Here is a 16,582-nt window from a genome sequence, read left to right on the forward strand (position 1 = left end):
TATGCGCCAGTACGGTGAGGACGAAGACCGCTCGCCATGCGGACCCGGAGAAAGCGAGTGCCAGACACAGCCAGGCTTTGGGAGATCCTGCAGTCGTCTGGCGAGCAAGGCCCACTCGACCTTCCAGGCTGTCGAGTTCGGTGCCTATGAACGTCCCTGTCCTCGAGGCCACCGTCGGCAACGTTAGTGCCATACGCGCCAGTCAGTTCGATCGTTGCCTCTACGAGACCCGAAGACGTTGAGGCCATCCTCGGTGCAGCAGCCCGTTGTTGAGGCAATTGATGAAGGCTTCGGGGAAACCCGATTAGGTGACGCTGGCGAGATCGAAAATCGGGCCGCTGTCCGACTGCAAGGCGTAGAAGGCAAGGGGGGCACCCTTGCCGAAATTTCATAAGGTCACCGGGATGAGATGCGCTGCCATAGCCAAGGCCATCGGTGGCTGATGCATCCTCCGCGCAAAGAACGGTTCGACCTTGCGCCTGCTGCGAGGGCATCGTCACCAGGTCTGCTGAGTTCTTCGGCCGGCCGACTACCTGAACGATTCGGCTACCCACTTGTAGGACGGCAGACAGGGGGCGTCTGAAGTTACGCTGAACCGCAGCGTCGACGGAAGACGAAGCTCCGGCATATCGTCATTGCTCGGACAAGCCCCGTTCACGGGTGGGGGAGGGGAGCACACCGCAAACTGCTGGTGCCCTAGATGAAGATGCGATCATCTGGATCACCACGGAAAGAGGTGATGATGAAGCGGCCGGGGTACATTCCAGAGGACTCCAACCTCACTACCGGGTGGCCACTGGACTCGCGTGCAGCATGTTCGAAGGGCTGTGTTCCGAACCGTTCTTCGGACCGAAGCACGGCGGGCTGGAAGCCAGCGACGGTGAACCATCTGATGAAGCCCATGGCCTGCTCCAGGAAAACCGATGGACCTACTCGGCTGGAAAAGCTCACCACTCCGGTCGCCGAAGCTCAGGACTCCACGAGAGATGAGGCGCGGCGGTCAGAGGGATTTTCCTCGTCGCGCACAGCAGCAAGCGGAGGGCGGCAGCGTTGCCTCCGATGCTTCACGCTCGAACTCGACCACCGGTTCTTTTTGAGGATTGAATACCTACCAACTTCGAGGCGGGGAAAGCAGTAGTTCGGTAGTCGCGAACGCGGTGACGATTTCAGGGCGGATCTTTTTGCTCTATCCCGACGGCAGCCGGTGACCCCGTTGAGCAGTTGATGCTGCGTGAGTCGGCCCGCTGTTGCTTCGCTTCCTTCATCAACGATGCACCTGGGCGGGTACTGGCCCTACCCACACACACACAATGTGGAGGTCGTCGACGTCGGTCCCCAACGATGCCGATAACCAGCGGATTCAAACATTCATGAGGAGCGAGAACGGAGTCCGCGGACCCCGCCGGGAATCTCTGGCCGCTGTCCCGCGGGAGGATAATTTTGCCCGTGTAGAAGCCCCGCGCATCACCAAGCCGGGCAATGCCCGTACGGCCAGGACCATCCATCACACCGGCTTGTGAAGTCGCACTCTGGTCAGGGGGAGAGGATGCCGGGCCGCATGAGTGAGCAGGGAGGTGGGAACAGTTTTGAATTCTTGTGATGCAGCACGGCATTGTGGGCGGGGTGCTCGGCTCAACCGCTTCCCGCGGTTCGTGGATCCATGCTCCTGAATGACGCGGTGGTGCCAGATCGTGCTCACGTTGTCGCAGCAAGGGAAGATGCCGGCCTGCCGCGAGGGATGATTCCTACTAAAGTCTGGTTGCCCCACAGGCGGCTCCTTGTCCTGATACCAGCCATCGCATATCGACACCTCGTCGATGCCACACAGGGCTAAGTTCATCAGGACGAACCACTGTCTCATTGACCATCGGCGGATCGTAGACCGCTTGCAAATCTTCGGCCCAGATCTCTCTGAGTATTGGCGCAACGATCTTCTTGATGAGCGGTCGAATGGCTCGCAGCGGTTCACAATGGTGTTCCCTGCGTGGCCAGTGGCGGCACCAACCTGCTTCGATTCAACGGGCAGCCGGATGCCACGGGTGACAGGCGTCCGGGGAAACGTTGCCGTTCCCGGACGCGGCGAACACCAACCAATCTGTGCCTCAGAACGGAGAGACCATCTACTGAGACCTGCCCCGAGATGCTTCGACCACCTACGATTTGTGTCCATTCTCGGCGGAAGCGGAGAGAGGGACAACGGCACTTCTCCCGAAGCGGGAACAACGACCGCCGCTAGCTGCGGTCTCTCCGGATCGCCATTGAGGGCGGCCCAGCAGCATGCGGCCCTACCGGCGCAGTCCACAAGCCACGCAGCGGCGGTAGGAGCACGGAGCGTCGCCATGGGGGCAGATTGACCTCACTTTGAGGTTGACACTGTCCCTCAAACGCGAGCGAAATCGAACGCTGGCTTGTTTGCGAGGCAGGGTGAACGCAGGGGCTCGGATGGACATGTTTCACGTGAAACATCGAAAACAACACCATTTTTGAGATCCGAGTCTTGAACTCAGAACGAAGCGAGAACGCATGTTTCACGTGAAACAAATCAGGCTCAATCTGGATTTGGAGGGTTTCGACTTCTCGGCATCTCGAGCTAGCCGATTGCAAGGCAAAGCAACCCATGATGACGTTTGTTGCCAGGAGTCAGCCGTTGGCAACAGTGCCCCGAGTTCACCCCTGAGCCGACAGCTAGGTGGATTGTCGGGAGGAGATCCCTGAGAGCGAAGAAATGTTTCCCGCATTGATGTCCGTTGGCTCTAGGGTGCTGGGACGGCCGCTTTCCGTGCCGGTCCACATTGTCCTTGCGGACCGGCTCCGATAGGCGGCCAGAAGCCCTTCCGAGTTTTGCAAGGCACCCCGCCTAAAGCCACGATCAGGACGCTGCACCGATGCTCGACCACGGTTGGCCAGTTTTCCCTTCGGCAGATTCCTGCCGCATTAGATTCCGGCGGCTAGAACCTATCAGTCCATGGACGCGGAGAGGAACAATGCGGGCATGAGTGGCCTGCTGCCTTTTCAGGAGGGCTGGTTTCTCCGGACCGATCTCGGGTCTCAAAGCGACCGAGGCAAGCCCCGAAAGGTGGTCGCGTGGCCGGAGCCGGCGAACTCCTTGGTGAAGGCTTTGGCGAAGATCCTGATTGAGGTCGTGACAGCAACGCCGGGCATTAAGATCGGCAGGCAGAGCAGATGGAGGATTAGGCAGGGACGTGGAGCAGATACGTTGGGGCCGTCGGTTTGTGTGGCGCGGTTTCGACGCCAGACCGGGCTACAGTTCGCGGCTACAGAGCGTCGAAGGTTTCCAAGGTCAAGCTTGCCATCCGCAACCGTTCGATCCCATGAAGGGCGGCCGGGAGCGGGCATGTCCAGTAAGGCGAAGTAATCCTGGCAGGTCCGGCTAACCGTTCCGGGTGGCGTGGAAAAGGTGAACAGCCAACCGAGACGGTTCGACGTGGTGGCAGCTTGCCTTGGGCAAATGGTCTTCTAGATGGCAGGACACGATTAGTTCGACGACCTGTTGGGCGGTGATTCTTACGTCGTTCATGGAGCGTGCCGGGTGTGTGGCTTCTCGGTAGTGACCCAGGCCCGAGGCACCGCTCGTGGCGCCTCGGGCGAATATCCGCGATGCTGCGTATCACCAGCCCCCGCCGGTTGCCGACACGGATGCCCTTGGTCGGTTGCCCCGGGAAGCAAAGGAACCGGCTGCTCGTGGCCAGCACAGGGTGATGCCTCTGAGCTTCGTTTTCATGTTTCAACCGATCGTGGATAGGTAGGGTTTGGTCCGGCCCCGATGGGCGATGTTCTTGGTTTGAATTGAATCCTGCTGAAGCACCTCGGATCACGTGGAATAACTCGGGGCGAACCCTACAGCGATTGACAGGCAACCAGCCCCGATCCGTACTCAAGACACTTGGAAATGTAGCTACCAAAGGGTGGAGGGGGCCAGTGACGAGAAACCTCAAATGCAAATGCCCGGCAGGGGAACGTCGAGGACTCAACGGCGGGGTCCGCCACCACACTGGGATTCTGAATCAACAACATTGTGAGCCCGCGTGGAAAGAATGGCAGCGGCAAGTCTTTGGTTTGGGTTCCTCGATGGACCGCAATGCTTGAAGCCTTCAAGATTGATTCTTGGTCCTCTTCGAGAACAGGAGGGGAATCGGCAGTTTGCAGCGCAGCTGGCCTTGTTTCAAGTCCAGGATCTGCAACTTGTAAACGCGTGCGTGGCAAAAGGGTTCTCGGGATGCAGCAACGAAACTGGACAGGATGAAGAGGAAGAGCGCCCAAGCCAACAGCTCGCCTTGCGCATTTCAACGCACAATCCATGTTCCGATGCATCGACTCAAACGAGGACTCCGATCATCTCGGAACCGAGCTCCGATGCGCGAAGAATCAAGAAATGCGCTTCGGTGAATCTCAAACGGGTCAATTGTTCTGCAACGGGGTATCGCTGGTCAGAAGTGCGGAAAAGCCGGTTCTTCGCGCGTCGGGATAGATCACTTGTGCGCGGCAGTTACGTAAGCGTTCCGGGCCTCGTACGGCCTCTCTGAAGCGACCGCAGAGGGCGGTCACGTCAACGATGTCGTCACACACATCCCGTGGCTGAGACGGGCCCTGATGGCCTCAACCATGAGTTTAAGTACGGTGATCCGTAGTGCGGGGTGTGCAGAGCCACGTACTGGCAGCAATCGATCCTAGTGAAGAATCCAGGCTCAGACTGATCGGTCCCTTTGACATACGGTGCATGATTCCATGATGGCTGTGAGGACGGCCAGCAAGCCAGAGGACAGCACCGAGCGCTGAGAGGCGAGCATGCTATCGATTCCCAGGGATTCCAAGAGAGATTTTTCGCCGGACGATCTCCTAAGGACAAGAGCGAGACGGGGGAGCAACGCGAAACGAAAATGAAGGCCAAAAATGGCGGTGCACTGTGTCCCCATTTCAGAGGATCCGTCTTAGCTTGTCGTGGGGACTTGAGACCAAGAATGGCCTTCGACCAAAGTGATGAACCGAGGGTGCGTTCGTTCAAAAGCGAGGCGTGCCAGCCAGATGTTCAAAGACCAATCGGGGAGGACCTACCCCGGGTGAAGTATGGGGAGGAGTGGAACGGTGAATCAATGGGAGGGCAACGAAATCCAGTTTCACCTAGCGGAGCAATAAAGGGAGACGCAGTGTCAGCGAGCGGGGGAGTCGGGTGGAACCCGGTGTCAGCCCGACTCGAGGAAGATGGACACTCAGTCCCAGGCCAGCGAACCACCGTGGCACGAAGAAGTGGCATCGGGTGTCAGTGACCCCTGGGGTGTTCCTGATACCCGACCACATGCCAAGGAAGATCGTTGCCAGAACCTCAAAACCACAATCCGACAAGTAATCTAACAGGGCCACGGATTGCCGTCTAGGATTTTTTTGAGAGCGAACGAGCTGGTTCATTGTGTGTGAAAAGAATTTCCCAGATGGGAAAACGCAATGAACCCGGATTTCGACGCGAGCCTACGTTCAAGCTTCTCGTCGCACAGTCGAATCCCTCCCAAATTGAAAAACAACAGTTATCAGCTGTTTATGATCATCAATTGCGGCAGATACTTTGTATCTGGCTGATTTCCGGGCTTGGGGCAGAGGTAGGGACAAAAAAGTGTGGACTGCTTCCAAAAGGAAGCAGTCCACACTTTTTGAAGGTGTCGGTAGCGCAGCTTAGAGGTAAGCTGCGAATTCCTTTTCCAAAACCGGCTTCGGCTTTGCACCGATCGAGGTGGCAACATGCTCGCCATCCTTGAAGACGTATACGGCAGGGATGCTCGTGATGCCGAACTTGGCAGCGATGGCCGGGTTGTCATCAACATTGATCTTGACGACGTCAACCTTCTCTGCGTGCTCCGCGGCGATCTGCTCAAGGATCGGAGTCAGCTGGCGGCAGGGGCCGCACCATTCTGCCCAGAAGTCCACGATGACCGGCTTGGTGGCCTCGAGGACCTCAGCCTGGAAAGTAGCGTCAGTTACATCTTTGGTCTGGCTCATGGCCTGCACCTTTCGTTTTGAGTGCTTTTCCTCCGGAGAGGTAAATGAGATTAGTTGGAAACTGCAATCGCTTCCGTCGAAGCCGCAGCTTCGACATCCGCCAAGTAGTGCTCAACATCAATTGCGGCTGCACAGCCCGAGCCGGCAGCCGTGATGGCCTGACGGTAGGAAGAATCGATGACATCGCCGGCGGCGAATACGCCGGGCAGGCTGGTCTTCGAAGTGCGGCCTTCGACTGAGATGGTGCCTTCGGAGGTCAGCTCGAGCTGACCCTTCACCAGGTCGATGCGAGGATCGTTGCCGATAGCGACGAAGATGCCAGTGACGGCTACTTCCTGCTCTTCGGAGGTCTTCAGGTTGCGCAGGCGCATGCCGGTGACCTTGGCTTCGCCGGTGATTCCGACAACCTCGGAGTCCCAGATGAATTCAATCTTCGGGTGTGCCAATGCGCGGTCGGCCATGATCTTCGAGGCACGCAGGGAATCGCGGCGGTGAACGACCGTGACCTTGGACGCGAACTTGGTCAGGAAGAGTGCTTCTTCCATGGCGGAGTCGCCACCGCCGATTACGGCGATTTCCTGTTCGCGGAAGAAGAAGCCGTCGCAGGTTGCGCACCAGGAAACGCCGTGGCCGGAAAGACGCTTTTCGTCCTCGAGTCCCAGTTCGCGGTATGCGGAACCGGTGGAAACGATGACCGCGTGTGCACGGTAGGTCGTGCCGTCGCCGAGCGTAACCACCTTGATGTCGCCGCTCAGGTCTACGGCCGTGACGTCGTCAAAGAGGATCTCGGCGCCGAAGCGCTCGGCCTGCTTCTGCATGTTGTCCATCAGGTCCGGACCCATGATGCCCTCGGGGAAGCCTGGGAAGTTTTCCACGTCGGTGGTGTTCATGAGCTCACCGCCAGCGGTGACCGATCCGGCGATGACCAGCGGCTGCAGGTTCGCGCGGGCGGTGTAGATCGCAGAGGTGTAGCCCGATGGACCCGAACCAATGATGATGACGTTACGGACGATGTCGTTTACTTCTGTGGCCACGAGGGAGCGAACCTTTCGTAAATGCGGGCTCGATTTCCAAGACCGCGAGTAAGTGGGATCTAAGTGGCATAACAGCCGATCCAGTGGGAGTATTCCCGGTGACTAACCGCTAGGAAACGCGGAATTCACCGATCTGCAGGCCGTAGGGGCGTGATCCATTGGCACCGGAGGCGCGGCGTGGAAGCTCGGTGACGTTCAGGAATACGTATTGACCCCGAAGTGCCTCGCCGTTTTCTCCGCTTACTGGAACGGTGACGGTTGGCCCGGTGAAGGAGCCACTGCTGAGAACCTTTGCCTCGGCCAGATCGTTGCTGTCTCCAACACGAATTTCGAATGCTCCGCCGGTCCCGTTCAAGCCATCGAGCTGGATTTCTGAAATATCGGAAGGCTCTTTCAGCTCGAGAACAAGCACCATATTTGGTGCGAGCCCACCGAACTGTGGAGATGTATATGAGTATGACTTGTACAAGCTGGCAGGGTTTCCATCGATGGCCTTGGCCAATGTGTTATCGGTTTCGGCATTCAATGTCTGATTGCCTGGGACCAAACGTGAAATGTCAGCAATTTTTGGCTTGATCAGCTCAACGTTAGGGGATTCCGAACTGCCCCCCGGAGTAGATTCACTCGCCTGGGCCGATGAGGTCGAAGCCACCGGCGTTGCTGGTCCGCCACCGAGTGCGTTGTAGGCAAAGACCACGGCGGCGACGAGAACTGCGCACAGGATGGCACCGACCAGCAGACGCGTGGTCTTCTTGCCGCCTTCCTGCGGTTCTTCTTCCTCGTAGTCGTCGTAGGCAACCTCGGTGTAGCTTTGGGCGGCTGCCGGAAAACTGGAGGCAACGCGCTGTCCGGCATTATCTACCGGGACCCCGCGCGATTTCTGCGCGGCAGCCAAGGCGGCAGCGGAGGTGACGGCAGGCTCGGCGGCCGAATCAGCAGCAGCGAAACGGGTAACCTTTGCTGCCGGCGCAACGGGGGGTGCGACAGGGGCAGCGGCTGCGGGAACAGCCGGGGACACAGTGGGCGCCTGTTCGGTGGTTGAACCCACGGTCGTCGGCGGTACTACCGGCGCCGCAGGGGACGGTGCGGACTTGGCACGGCCAAGGCGATCCTTGAGGCCGGAGAACTTGTCGCCGAGGCTGATCTCGGGAAGCTTGCCCAGCACTGCAGGACGGTTTTCTTCCTGGGAACGCAGGTCTTCGTAGTACTCGGCGTCGTCCTCGTACGTGACGGGCTCCTTGGAGCGGGAAACACCGAAGATTTCGGTGCCGAGGGTGTCCGTGTAGAAGGGCTCAACGTAGGGGGCGTCCGACTGGATCACCAGGTCAAGCAGGTCGGCGGATTCGGCGAGGTTGGTCACCAGATAGGAGCGGCCCTCGGTGATGCCCAAATCAAGTACCTGCACGGTTGCATATCGCTCGCCTGTGGCAATTTCCCGTGCGCTCATGGACAGCTGTTCGGAATTGGCCGGTGACCCGACAAGCACGCTCACCGGGCGGTTAAGCACCTGATCGATGCCCTGGAGGACCTCGTCTCCATCGGCGGAAGTCATAACCAAATCTGTGACCTGGTAGCGGCCGCCAATAACGGCTCCAGCTTCGATGGGCTGCGACACGGTTCCCTCCCGGGATTGCTTTGTGATGCCGGCACCCTCATGGATGCCCCGTTCCATCGTACCGGGGCGGGGGAAGTTTTTTTGAGTAGCACCCCGGGCGCGGGGGCTGCGCCCGGGGCTTGTCACCTGCCGGAGGCGGTTGTCAGCGACGTAGTTTTGGGATGCGCCGGGCCAATGGACCCAGGAAATTGTCCAGTTCTTCCGAGCGGGTAAAGCGAAGCAACACAATGTAGACCAGGGCCATGACGCTTCCCACAACCGCAATGGTCACGATGGCGCCGCCGATGGAACTCCAAGCAAACCCCCAGCTGTAGCCACCCATGAGCCACAGCACCGCGGCACCCACCAGACCGGACAACGCGGCCATGACCCCGATGCGGATGTAGGTGTCGATGACTTTGGCGCTGCCGTAGTCCCCGTAGCGGCGGACAATCAGGAAGTGGGCGATCACGGCGGACAGGATGTTCGTGACCCCGTAGATCAGGGCCACGGCCCGGGCGATGTCGGTCGGCGGGAGCACCTGCACCGCACCGAACGCCAAGACGACGCACAGGACGGCAATGATCGTCTGGATCAACATCGGGGTCTTGGTGTCCTCTTCGGCGAAGAACACGCGGATCATGAAGAAATGGATGGACTTGAACGGCAAACCCAGCGTGGTCAGCAACAGCAGCTGGCCGATGGCCGCGCCTTGCAGCATTGCGGTCGACGAGCTGCCGGCGAAGAGTCGACCCAGGGGCCCGGCGAGCACGATGAAGGCAACCGAGGCGAAGACGATCGGCACCGCAGTGGTGCGCAGCCCGCGTGAGAGCAGGGGAGCGATGTCGGTCCGGCGGTTCTCGTGGAAGGCCTTGGTGAACTCGTTGAAGAGCATCGTGGCCAGGGTGAGCGCAAAGATCGAGTGGGGCAGCACGGTGATCAGCTGGGAGGTGTTCAGCGCGTATTCGCCCGGGACGTTGGCCCCGCCGTTGGGCAACGACAGGCGGGCCGCGGCTGCCGAGGAAACGAACTTTGAATTGATCAGCGAGGCGATGTTGCCGACCATCATGGAGCCCAGGGTCCATGCGGCAAGCTTGCCCACGTGGCGCAGCCCCATGCCGCGCCAGGCGAAGTCCGGGCGCAGGTTCAGCCCGAGCCTGCGTAGCGGCCAGAACAGGACAACCGCCTGGATCACGATGCCCAGGGTGGAGCCGCCGGCCAACAGGATGGTTTGCGAGTCGGTCCAGGTTGCCAGCTGGTCGGTGCCGCCGCGGTAGGCCCCGAAGAGCGCAATGAAGGTGCCGATGGTGAAGATTTGCACCACGTTGTTGGCGACCGGGGCCCACATGTAGGCGGCGAAGCGGCCGTGGGCGTTGAGCACCTGCCCGAAGACCGCATAGACACCGTAGAAGAAGACCTGCGGCAGGCACCAGTACGCAAACGCGGTACCCATGGCCAGCATGGGCGCCGTCCAGTCCAGGGTCAGCGTCTTGATCAGCGGGCCGGCCAGGAGGGTGAGCAGCACCGTGGCAAGGCCCATCACCACGATGGTGAGGGTCACCAGCTTGGAGGTGTAGGCGGATCCGCGGTCTGACGCCTTGGAGGCCTTGATCAGTTGGGGAACCAAGATGACGTTGAAGATGCCGCCAGCCAGGAGCATGAAGATGATCGTCGGGATGACGTTCGCCTTCTCGAAGATGTCGGCCATGGTCGTGCTCGCGCCGATGGCAACCGCCAGCAACGCGGTGCGGATGAATCCGAGCACACGCGAAACCATGGTGCCGGAGGCCATGAGTGCGTAGGCCTTTGACTGGCCACGCGACTGCTGTTCGCTTTGCGACGGCGGCACCTTGGGAGGGCTGCTGGGCTTTGCGGGGTGTTTAGATACCTGGGACATAATTCGGGAGCACTTCGCGCGCTAGATCGGCGATGCGCCGTTCATTGGGGAAGGACAGGCGCTTGCCCAGATCAAGCAGGGGTACCCAGGCCACGTCAACGGCCTCGTGATCTGGATCGTTTTCGATGGTGAGTTCGCCGCCGGTGGAGCGCAGCAGGAAGTGGTGCACGGTCTTGTGGACGCGGTAATTGGTGACGGTGAACCAGTAGTCGACCGAACCCAGCGGGGCAAGGATCCGGCCGGCGATGCCGGTCTCTTCCTCGATCTCGCGCATGGCTGCTTCTTCGTTGGATTCAACGCCCTCGGGGTGTCCCTTGGGCAGGCACCATTCAAGGCGTCCGCCGCGGTTGTACCGGGCGATGATTGCGACCGGCAGCGACGGCAGCGATGTATCGATGACCACTCCACCGGCGGAAACTTCCTCCACGGTGGGCAGTGGATGGTGGCCGGAACCCGTTTGCGCCTGCGCATGCGCCATTGACGCGGTCAACGGCGTGCGCTTCGGGGCGCTGGGAACTGGATGGGCCATGGAAACCACTCTATCTATCTTTTGGCACCCATAGTGGCTTGCCCCGCCCGTTGACGGCACCCGAGTCGTGCATATCGCACCTATTTCCGAGCGTGTCGGAGCTAACTGCGGATTGGGGTGTCTTCGAACGTGGCACTCTCGGGAATTTCTGGCACCCTTAAAGAACTATGCAGCAGCTTCCCTCCCGCCAGATCCTGTCCGAGATTTTGCCCGCCGTCGTCTTCGAACTGGGGCAGCGTTTCGTTGACGCCGGTTTCGAACTGTCCTTGGTCGGTGGACCGGTGCGCGACCTCTTCCTCGGCCGGGTATCACCGGACCTGGACTTCACCACAAGCGCCAGCCCCGACCAGACCCTTGCCGCCGTCGCAGGATGGGCGGATGCCACCTGGGAAGTGGGACGCGACTTCGGCACCATCGCACTGCGCAAGGGTGAGCACACCATCGAGGTGACGACCTACCGCGCCGACGCCTACGACCCGTCCTCACGCAAGCCGATCGTTGCCTTCGGCGACAAGCTCGAGGACGACCTGTACCGCCGGGACTTCACCATGAACGCCATGGCCCTGCGCCTGCCGAGCCTTGAGCTCGTGGACCCTTACAACGGCGCGCGGGACCTGGGGGAGGGGGAAGTCCGCACCCCCGGCGCCCCGTCGATGTCGTTCTCGGATGATCCGCTGCGCATGATGCGCGCCGCCCGCTTTGCCTCCCAGCTGGGAATCACCGTGGCCAAGGACGTCCTCGAGGCCATGACGGAAATGTCCGGGCGCATCGAGATCATCTCCGCCGAACGGGTTCGCGACGAACTGGTCAAACTGATCAACGGCGTCGATCCGCGCGCCGGGATCGACCTGCTGGTGGAAACCGGACTGGCCGACCTGGTGCTGCCCGAGGTCTCCGCGCTGCGCCTGGAGATCGACGAGCACCACCGCCACAAGGACGTGTACCAGCACTCGCTGACGGTCTTGGAACAGGCCATGGGTCACGAGACGGACGCCGACGGCCCGGTCCCCGGCCCCGACTTCGTGCTGCGTTTCGCCGCGCTGATGCATGACATCGGCAAGCCGGCCACCCGGAAATTCGAACCAAGCGGCGCCGTGAGCTTCAGGCACCACGACGTGGTCGGCGCCAAGCAGGTCAAGGCACGCATGCGCGCCCTGCGCTTCGACAACGACACCATCAAGGCCGTTGCCCGTCTGGTGGAGCTGCACATGCGTTTCTACGGTTACGGCGATGCCGGATGGAGCGATTCGGCGGTGCGCCGCTACGTCCACGACGCCGGGGACCTGCTGGAGCGCCTGCACAGGCTCACACGTTCGGACGTCACAACCCGCAACCGCAAGAAGGCGGACCGGCTGTCCTTCGCCTACGACGACCTCGAGGCGCGGATCACGGAGATCAGCGAAAAAGAGGAAATGGCTGCCGTGCGCCCCGACCTCAACGGCCAGCAAATCATGGAGCTGCTGGGCATCAAGCCCGGCCCCGTGGTGGGTCGCGCCTATAACTTCATGCTCGAACGCCGACTCGACGAGGGCCCCACGGAGCCGGAAGCCGCCATTGCCGCCCTGCACGAGTGGTGGGCCGAGCAGCCGGAAGCCGCACAGGAGTAACCAGGTTCAAAGCGAGGACGGACCGCCGGCAATGGCGGCTGCCCGTCCTCGCTTTGTCAGCGAATGCTCCCCGGGGCGAAGGCCCGACGTCGACGGTTTGGCCAGGGTGTTTGGCATGCCCCCAAAATGTTCATGCCAAACTCCCTGCCGAATCGACGCGCGGTTCCCTGAGTTCCCTGCCGCAACCCCTGTTCATTCCCCAAGCGGAATGTTGAATCCTGTATCCGCATCCACGGCTCGCCTTGCACCAGCGGTGATCGCTGTTTCTGGCAGTTTGATTCCGAAACCGAATACGGCAAGGGCCGGGGCGCCAGCCCGCACCTAAAACCCGCACCTAAATGTGGTGCGAGTTCTCCGTGCAGGTCAGTGGTGAGTGCCCGACTTATGAAGAGGCAACTCGACTCCGGAAAGCAGGAGGAACCTGTTTCGGCGCTGCGGTGGTTCTTCCAAAGCGCTTCAACTGCGCAGGTTCCTCTTGTTCGATGCTGCCCGGATGGGTCCGGCGCGTCGTGCCTGGACACCATCCCGGTGGGTCAGGGCAAGGCCCGCCCGAGTGCTCGAGGCCTGCAAGCCGTTCCTTGAAAGCCTCCAAGACAACGCTATGGGGTCCGGCAGCAGGAGGCCACGGATTTCACGTGTTCCGAACAACTCCGAACGGGTCCGACCGACACCCCACAGCCCTCGATTGATACGTCAAATAGCGGGTCTCGCTGGCTATACTCGGGAGAGATCCATGCGCCACCGAGGCGCATGCCCACTGGAACGTGTCTACTGGAAGAGGTTGGCGATGCCGGAGCTGGCACAAGACCCGGCATTGCGGTCCGAGTCCTATGACGAGATCGCCAAGGACCTGCAACGGCTCCGTTTTGACGCCGGTGATATTCCCTATGCGGAAATTGTTCGCCGTATCGCTGAGCATCGCGAGCAGAACGGCGTTCCGGCTTCGGCGTCGCGCCCGGCGCGGACCACTGTCTACGACGCATTTCGTTTGGGCAGAAGCCGTGTCAACCCGACGTTGGTCGGCGAGATTGTCCGAGCCCTCGGCGTTTCCGAGGCGGACGTGGCGCTGTGGGAGGCACGCTGTCTGCAGGCACGTAGGCAGCATGATGCCGAACCGCCAACCGGGGTACCGCTCCCCGGCGCGGAACGGATAGAAGCCAAACGAAAGCCGAAGCAGGCCACGCTTCGGGCTTCGATCATTCTCATGGTGGCGTGTGTTGGTATCAACGTCGCGGGATTCTCGATCGTTCCCTGGCTCTCTCTGCCCCTGTACCTGGACATGGTGGGGACGGCGATCGCCGCCCTCGTGTTGGGTCCGTGGTACGGCGTTGCCGTCGGACTCGCGACGAACGCGATTGGTTTGTCGATTACCGATTCCTCATCGATTTGGTTCGGGCTGGTCAACATCGTAGGCGCCTTGATCTGGGGCTACGGGGCGCGGCGGTTCCGAATGTGCCAGACATTTTCCCGCTATGTCCTGCTCAATGCCATCGTCGCCGTTGCGTGCACCCTCGTGGCGACCACGCTATTGGTGCTGCTTTTCAATGGCGCCACTGGGCATGCCGCAGAGCAGACCACTGATGCGCTTGTGGACATGGGCGAGCCCCTCACTCTGGCCGTGTTCATCTCGAACCTGGTGCATTCGCTGACGGACAAAGGCCTCACGGCATTTGCTGCACTGGGAGCCATGGGTTTTGTGAGTCGTTGGTTCGAAGTACCTTTTTACGTGTCCCTGGTGGAGACCCAGCCCGACGGCCTGCTTAGGTTGGCGAACATGTTTGACGCTCGGAAAGCATTGGCATCCAGGGCGCATGCCCGGGCCGTTCGGGATGCACTCTAGCCGGGAAAATCCTCATAACGTGTGTTGAGCGAGAAGGCCCCCAACCATTGGTTGGGGGCCTTCTGGCTGCTGGCGGCACGGTTGGTCCGGGCTGCAATGGGCTGAACCATTCGCCCTGACCGGCGACGAATGATTGTTCATTCTTGCGTCCCCGACCTGGCGCTGCTGTCGAAGCAGGGAGCCGCAGAAGCCTTCCCTGACTGATTGCGGCCGGTGAATGCAATAGGAATCGAGTTCCAGGAAGCACGGCATGGGTGTATCCGGCCGCCATTCGGCCATCTAAAGAATTCTTCAGAAAGCGCTAGCGCATTTGCTGGTGGGTGTGTATCGTGGAACCTGTGATTGAGAAGTCTCAATGAGACATCGCGATCGACAAGACAATATTGGCGCCGGATTCGTCTGGCATGTTCTTCCAGAAAAGGAGGTGGGAATGATGATTATTTCAATGAATTTCGCGGGCTTCTACGTACCCCGTCATGGCTTCGGCGACTCTACCGCTCGAGCAACTTCCCCTGCCTCCGGAATGGCGCCCTGCTAGTAAAACACTAGCGATACAAAGTTCCCGAGGCTGATGAGTCACTAATCGACCAAATCCTTGAGGAACTTTCATCATGTCTACCCCGATCACCTCGATCACCTCCCCGGCTGTTCGCTCCGCTGAATTCATTTTCACCGGGCCCGAAGTGTTGCATGCTCGCACCGCGAAGGCAGTGGAACAGGTATCCTTCCGCACCTCGAAAAAGGTTGAAGGGAGGGAAACGCCGTGAACGCAAAAAACCGCAAGCCAAAGAGCCAGCTCTGGCTTCAGACGCAGTTCAACCCCGCACCGCGGGATCGAGAACTACGCAACCACCTACCGATGGACATGCAATTTCGAATCCGATGAGTGAATTAAGATCGTGCTGCTGGTGCAGCTGATCTGGAATTCAAATCACTCATTCAATTTGGAGATGCAACGTGACATTTATTGATTCCCCAAGTGCAAAGCCCGCCGGCTTCACCGGCGGGCTTTGCCGCTTAAAGAGGATGGCTGCTGCGTTCCCGTAGCAGGCAAAGTCTGTGGTTAGCCAAGCAACGAGCGCCAATGGCGGAGGAACGCGAGACCAGCGTGGTCATGGATGACGTCGCTGCCAAGTCCAAGGTCCTTGGCCGTGAGCACCGGATACGGCTTGCCGGCCGGAATGCCGTCACCCGGACGAACGTCCACGTGGCTTACCGTGTGGCCGTTCTCTGCCAGCCAATCGGCCATCGCATAGTCGGTGCGGGAATCCCCGACGGTAAACCACGAGGCAGGCTCGATGCCGTCCGCGGACAGCAATTCAAGGGTTCGTCGAGCGCCCAGGTCCTTGCCCAGCTCGACCGATTCAATGTCTGTGGAGATGATGGTCGGATCGACGCGGTAGTCGATGGACTCGCCACTGTCCGGTTGACGGACGTCAAGGCGTTCAACCCCGAGGTCATGTCGCTCCATGGCCTGCATGGCAGCCGAGTCGAAGTGCTGCTGGGCATTGCGGTATTCGAGGCTGTCCGCATCGATGTGCTGCTCGACGGAGACCATGGCGCGCTTGGTCTCGTCAAAGAACATGTGCCCGTCAAAATCGGTTGCCACCAACTCGCGAATCTCGTCGGCGTAGTGGAGCGGGACTGCCAACTCGTGGTCCACGTGGACGACTCCGGCACCGTCGGCATCGAAGGTGAACCAGGTAGCGCCCTTTTCACAGATCGCGTGAATCCTCAGGCTCGATGGCATGCCAGCGGCAATCATTGGCGCCATCACTTGGCGCTTGATGAACTCGTCCGAGCGTCCGGTATTGAAAACCACAGGGATTCCCGCCGCGGCCAGTTCCAACAGGAGCGAGATGATTTCCGGGGCTACGTCGCGGGTTTCCGGGGAGGCAATGGGCCCGTCGACATCGAGCAGCAAGGTAAAAGCGGGGCGTGTTGGCATGTTACCCATTCTCCCATTGCGAAGCTGCGGCGCAGAACCCGCGATCTCCCGCGCATGCAGAAACCGTGCGCATGGTGCCGAGGCGCTGGAACAACAAGAGATCCCGGCGGCGGCCTCCCCGTAT

9 protein-coding genes are annotated in these 16,582 nt (G+C 60.3%); 3 read left to right on the forward strand and 6 right to left on the reverse strand.

Annotation, left to right across the window (positions count from 1 at the left end; translation table 11 throughout):
• Positions 1-5,685 precede the first annotated feature (5,685 nt).
• The 5 genes from trxA to ACIQLF_RS00490 all read right to left on the reverse strand — a co-directional run bounded on the left by trxA (position 5,686) and on the right by ACIQLF_RS00490 (position 11,063).
• Positions 5,686-6,060, reverse strand: a complete 375-nt coding sequence (trxA, locus tag ACIQLF_RS00470) for a thioredoxin (RefSeq protein WP_400294982.1) — start codon at positions 6,058-6,060, stop codon at positions 5,686-5,688.
• On the reverse strand, positions 6,060-7,043 hold the full coding sequence (gene trxB, locus ACIQLF_RS00475; protein WP_400293625.1) for a thioredoxin-disulfide reductase: 984 nt from the start codon (positions 7,041-7,043) through the stop codon (positions 6,060-6,062). Before trxB ends, trxA begins: the two co-directional genes overlap by 1 nt.
• A 109-nt stretch (positions 7,044-7,152) precedes the next feature.
• A complete protein-coding gene (locus ACIQLF_RS00480) occupies positions 7,153-8,658 on the reverse strand; it encodes a hypothetical protein (RefSeq protein ID WP_400293626.1) in 1,506 nt (501 codons plus the stop codon).
• Positions 8,659-8,800: 142 nt separating this feature from the next.
• Positions 8,801-10,534 carry a murein biosynthesis integral membrane protein MurJ gene (murJ, locus tag ACIQLF_RS00485; protein ID WP_400293627.1) on the reverse strand — a complete coding sequence of 578 codons (1,734 nt, stop codon included), beginning with the start codon at positions 10,532-10,534 and terminating at the stop codon, positions 8,801-8,803.
• Entirely contained in the window at positions 10,518-11,063 is a 546-nt protein-coding gene (locus tag ACIQLF_RS00490; RefSeq protein ID WP_400293628.1) for an NUDIX hydrolase, read from the reverse strand. Before ACIQLF_RS00490 ends, murJ begins: the two co-directional genes overlap by 17 nt.
• Positions 11,064-11,230: 167 nt before the next feature.
• Here ACIQLF_RS00490 and ACIQLF_RS00495 point away from each other — a divergent pair, with 167 nt between their 5' ends.
• From ACIQLF_RS00495 to ACIQLF_RS00505, 3 genes are all read left to right on the forward strand, one after another.
• Positions 11,231-12,670: a CCA tRNA nucleotidyltransferase gene (locus ACIQLF_RS00495; RefSeq protein ID WP_400293629.1), complete on the forward strand. Its 1,440-nt coding sequence runs from the start codon at positions 11,231-11,233 to the stop codon at positions 12,668-12,670.
• 787 nt (positions 12,671-13,457) lie between these two features.
• Positions 13,458-14,510 (forward strand): ECF transporter S component, encoded by a 1,053-nt coding sequence (locus ACIQLF_RS00500; protein WP_400293630.1) that lies wholly within the window; start codon positions 13,458-13,460, stop codon positions 14,508-14,510.
• 611 nt (positions 14,511-15,121) lie between these two features.
• On the forward strand, positions 15,122-15,277 hold the full coding sequence (locus tag ACIQLF_RS00505; RefSeq protein WP_400293631.1) for a hypothetical protein: 156 nt from the start codon (positions 15,122-15,124) through the stop codon (positions 15,275-15,277).
• A 296-nt stretch (positions 15,278-15,573) separates the two neighbouring features.
• Here ACIQLF_RS00505 and ACIQLF_RS00510 read toward each other — a convergent pair whose 3' ends face one another.
• On the reverse strand, positions 15,574-16,458 hold the full coding sequence (locus tag ACIQLF_RS00510; protein ID WP_400293632.1) for a hypothetical protein: 885 nt from the start codon (positions 16,456-16,458) through the stop codon (positions 15,574-15,576).
• Positions 16,459-16,582 lie beyond the last annotated feature (124 nt).

Source organism: Paeniglutamicibacter sp. NPDC091659 (genome assembly GCF_044756805.1).
Lineage (GTDB): Bacteria > Actinomycetota > Actinomycetes > Actinomycetales > Micrococcaceae > Paeniglutamicibacter.

Excerpts from the sequence above, each read along its gene's own strand:
- ACIQLF_RS00505 (WP_400293631.1), top strand. The coding sequence starts at position 15,122 with ATGTCTACCCCGATCACCTCGATCACCTCCCCGGCTGTTCGCTCCGCT.
- ACIQLF_RS00495 (WP_400293629.1), top strand. The coding sequence starts at position 11,231 with ATGCAGCAGCTTCCCTCCCGCCAGATCCTGTCCGAGATTTTGCCCGCC.
- ACIQLF_RS00510 (WP_400293632.1), bottom strand. The coding sequence starts at position 16,458 with ATGCCAACACGCCCCGCTTTTACCTTGCTGCTCGATGTCGACGGGCCC.
- murJ (WP_400293627.1), bottom strand. The coding sequence starts at position 10,534 with ATGTCCCAGGTATCTAAACACCCCGCAAAGCCCAGCAGCCCTCCCAAG.
- ACIQLF_RS00490 (WP_400293628.1), bottom strand. The coding sequence starts at position 11,063 with ATGGCCCATCCAGTTCCCAGCGCCCCGAAGCGCACGCCGTTGACCGCG.
- ACIQLF_RS00500 (WP_400293630.1), top strand. The coding sequence starts at position 13,458 with ATGCCGGAGCTGGCACAAGACCCGGCATTGCGGTCCGAGTCCTATGAC.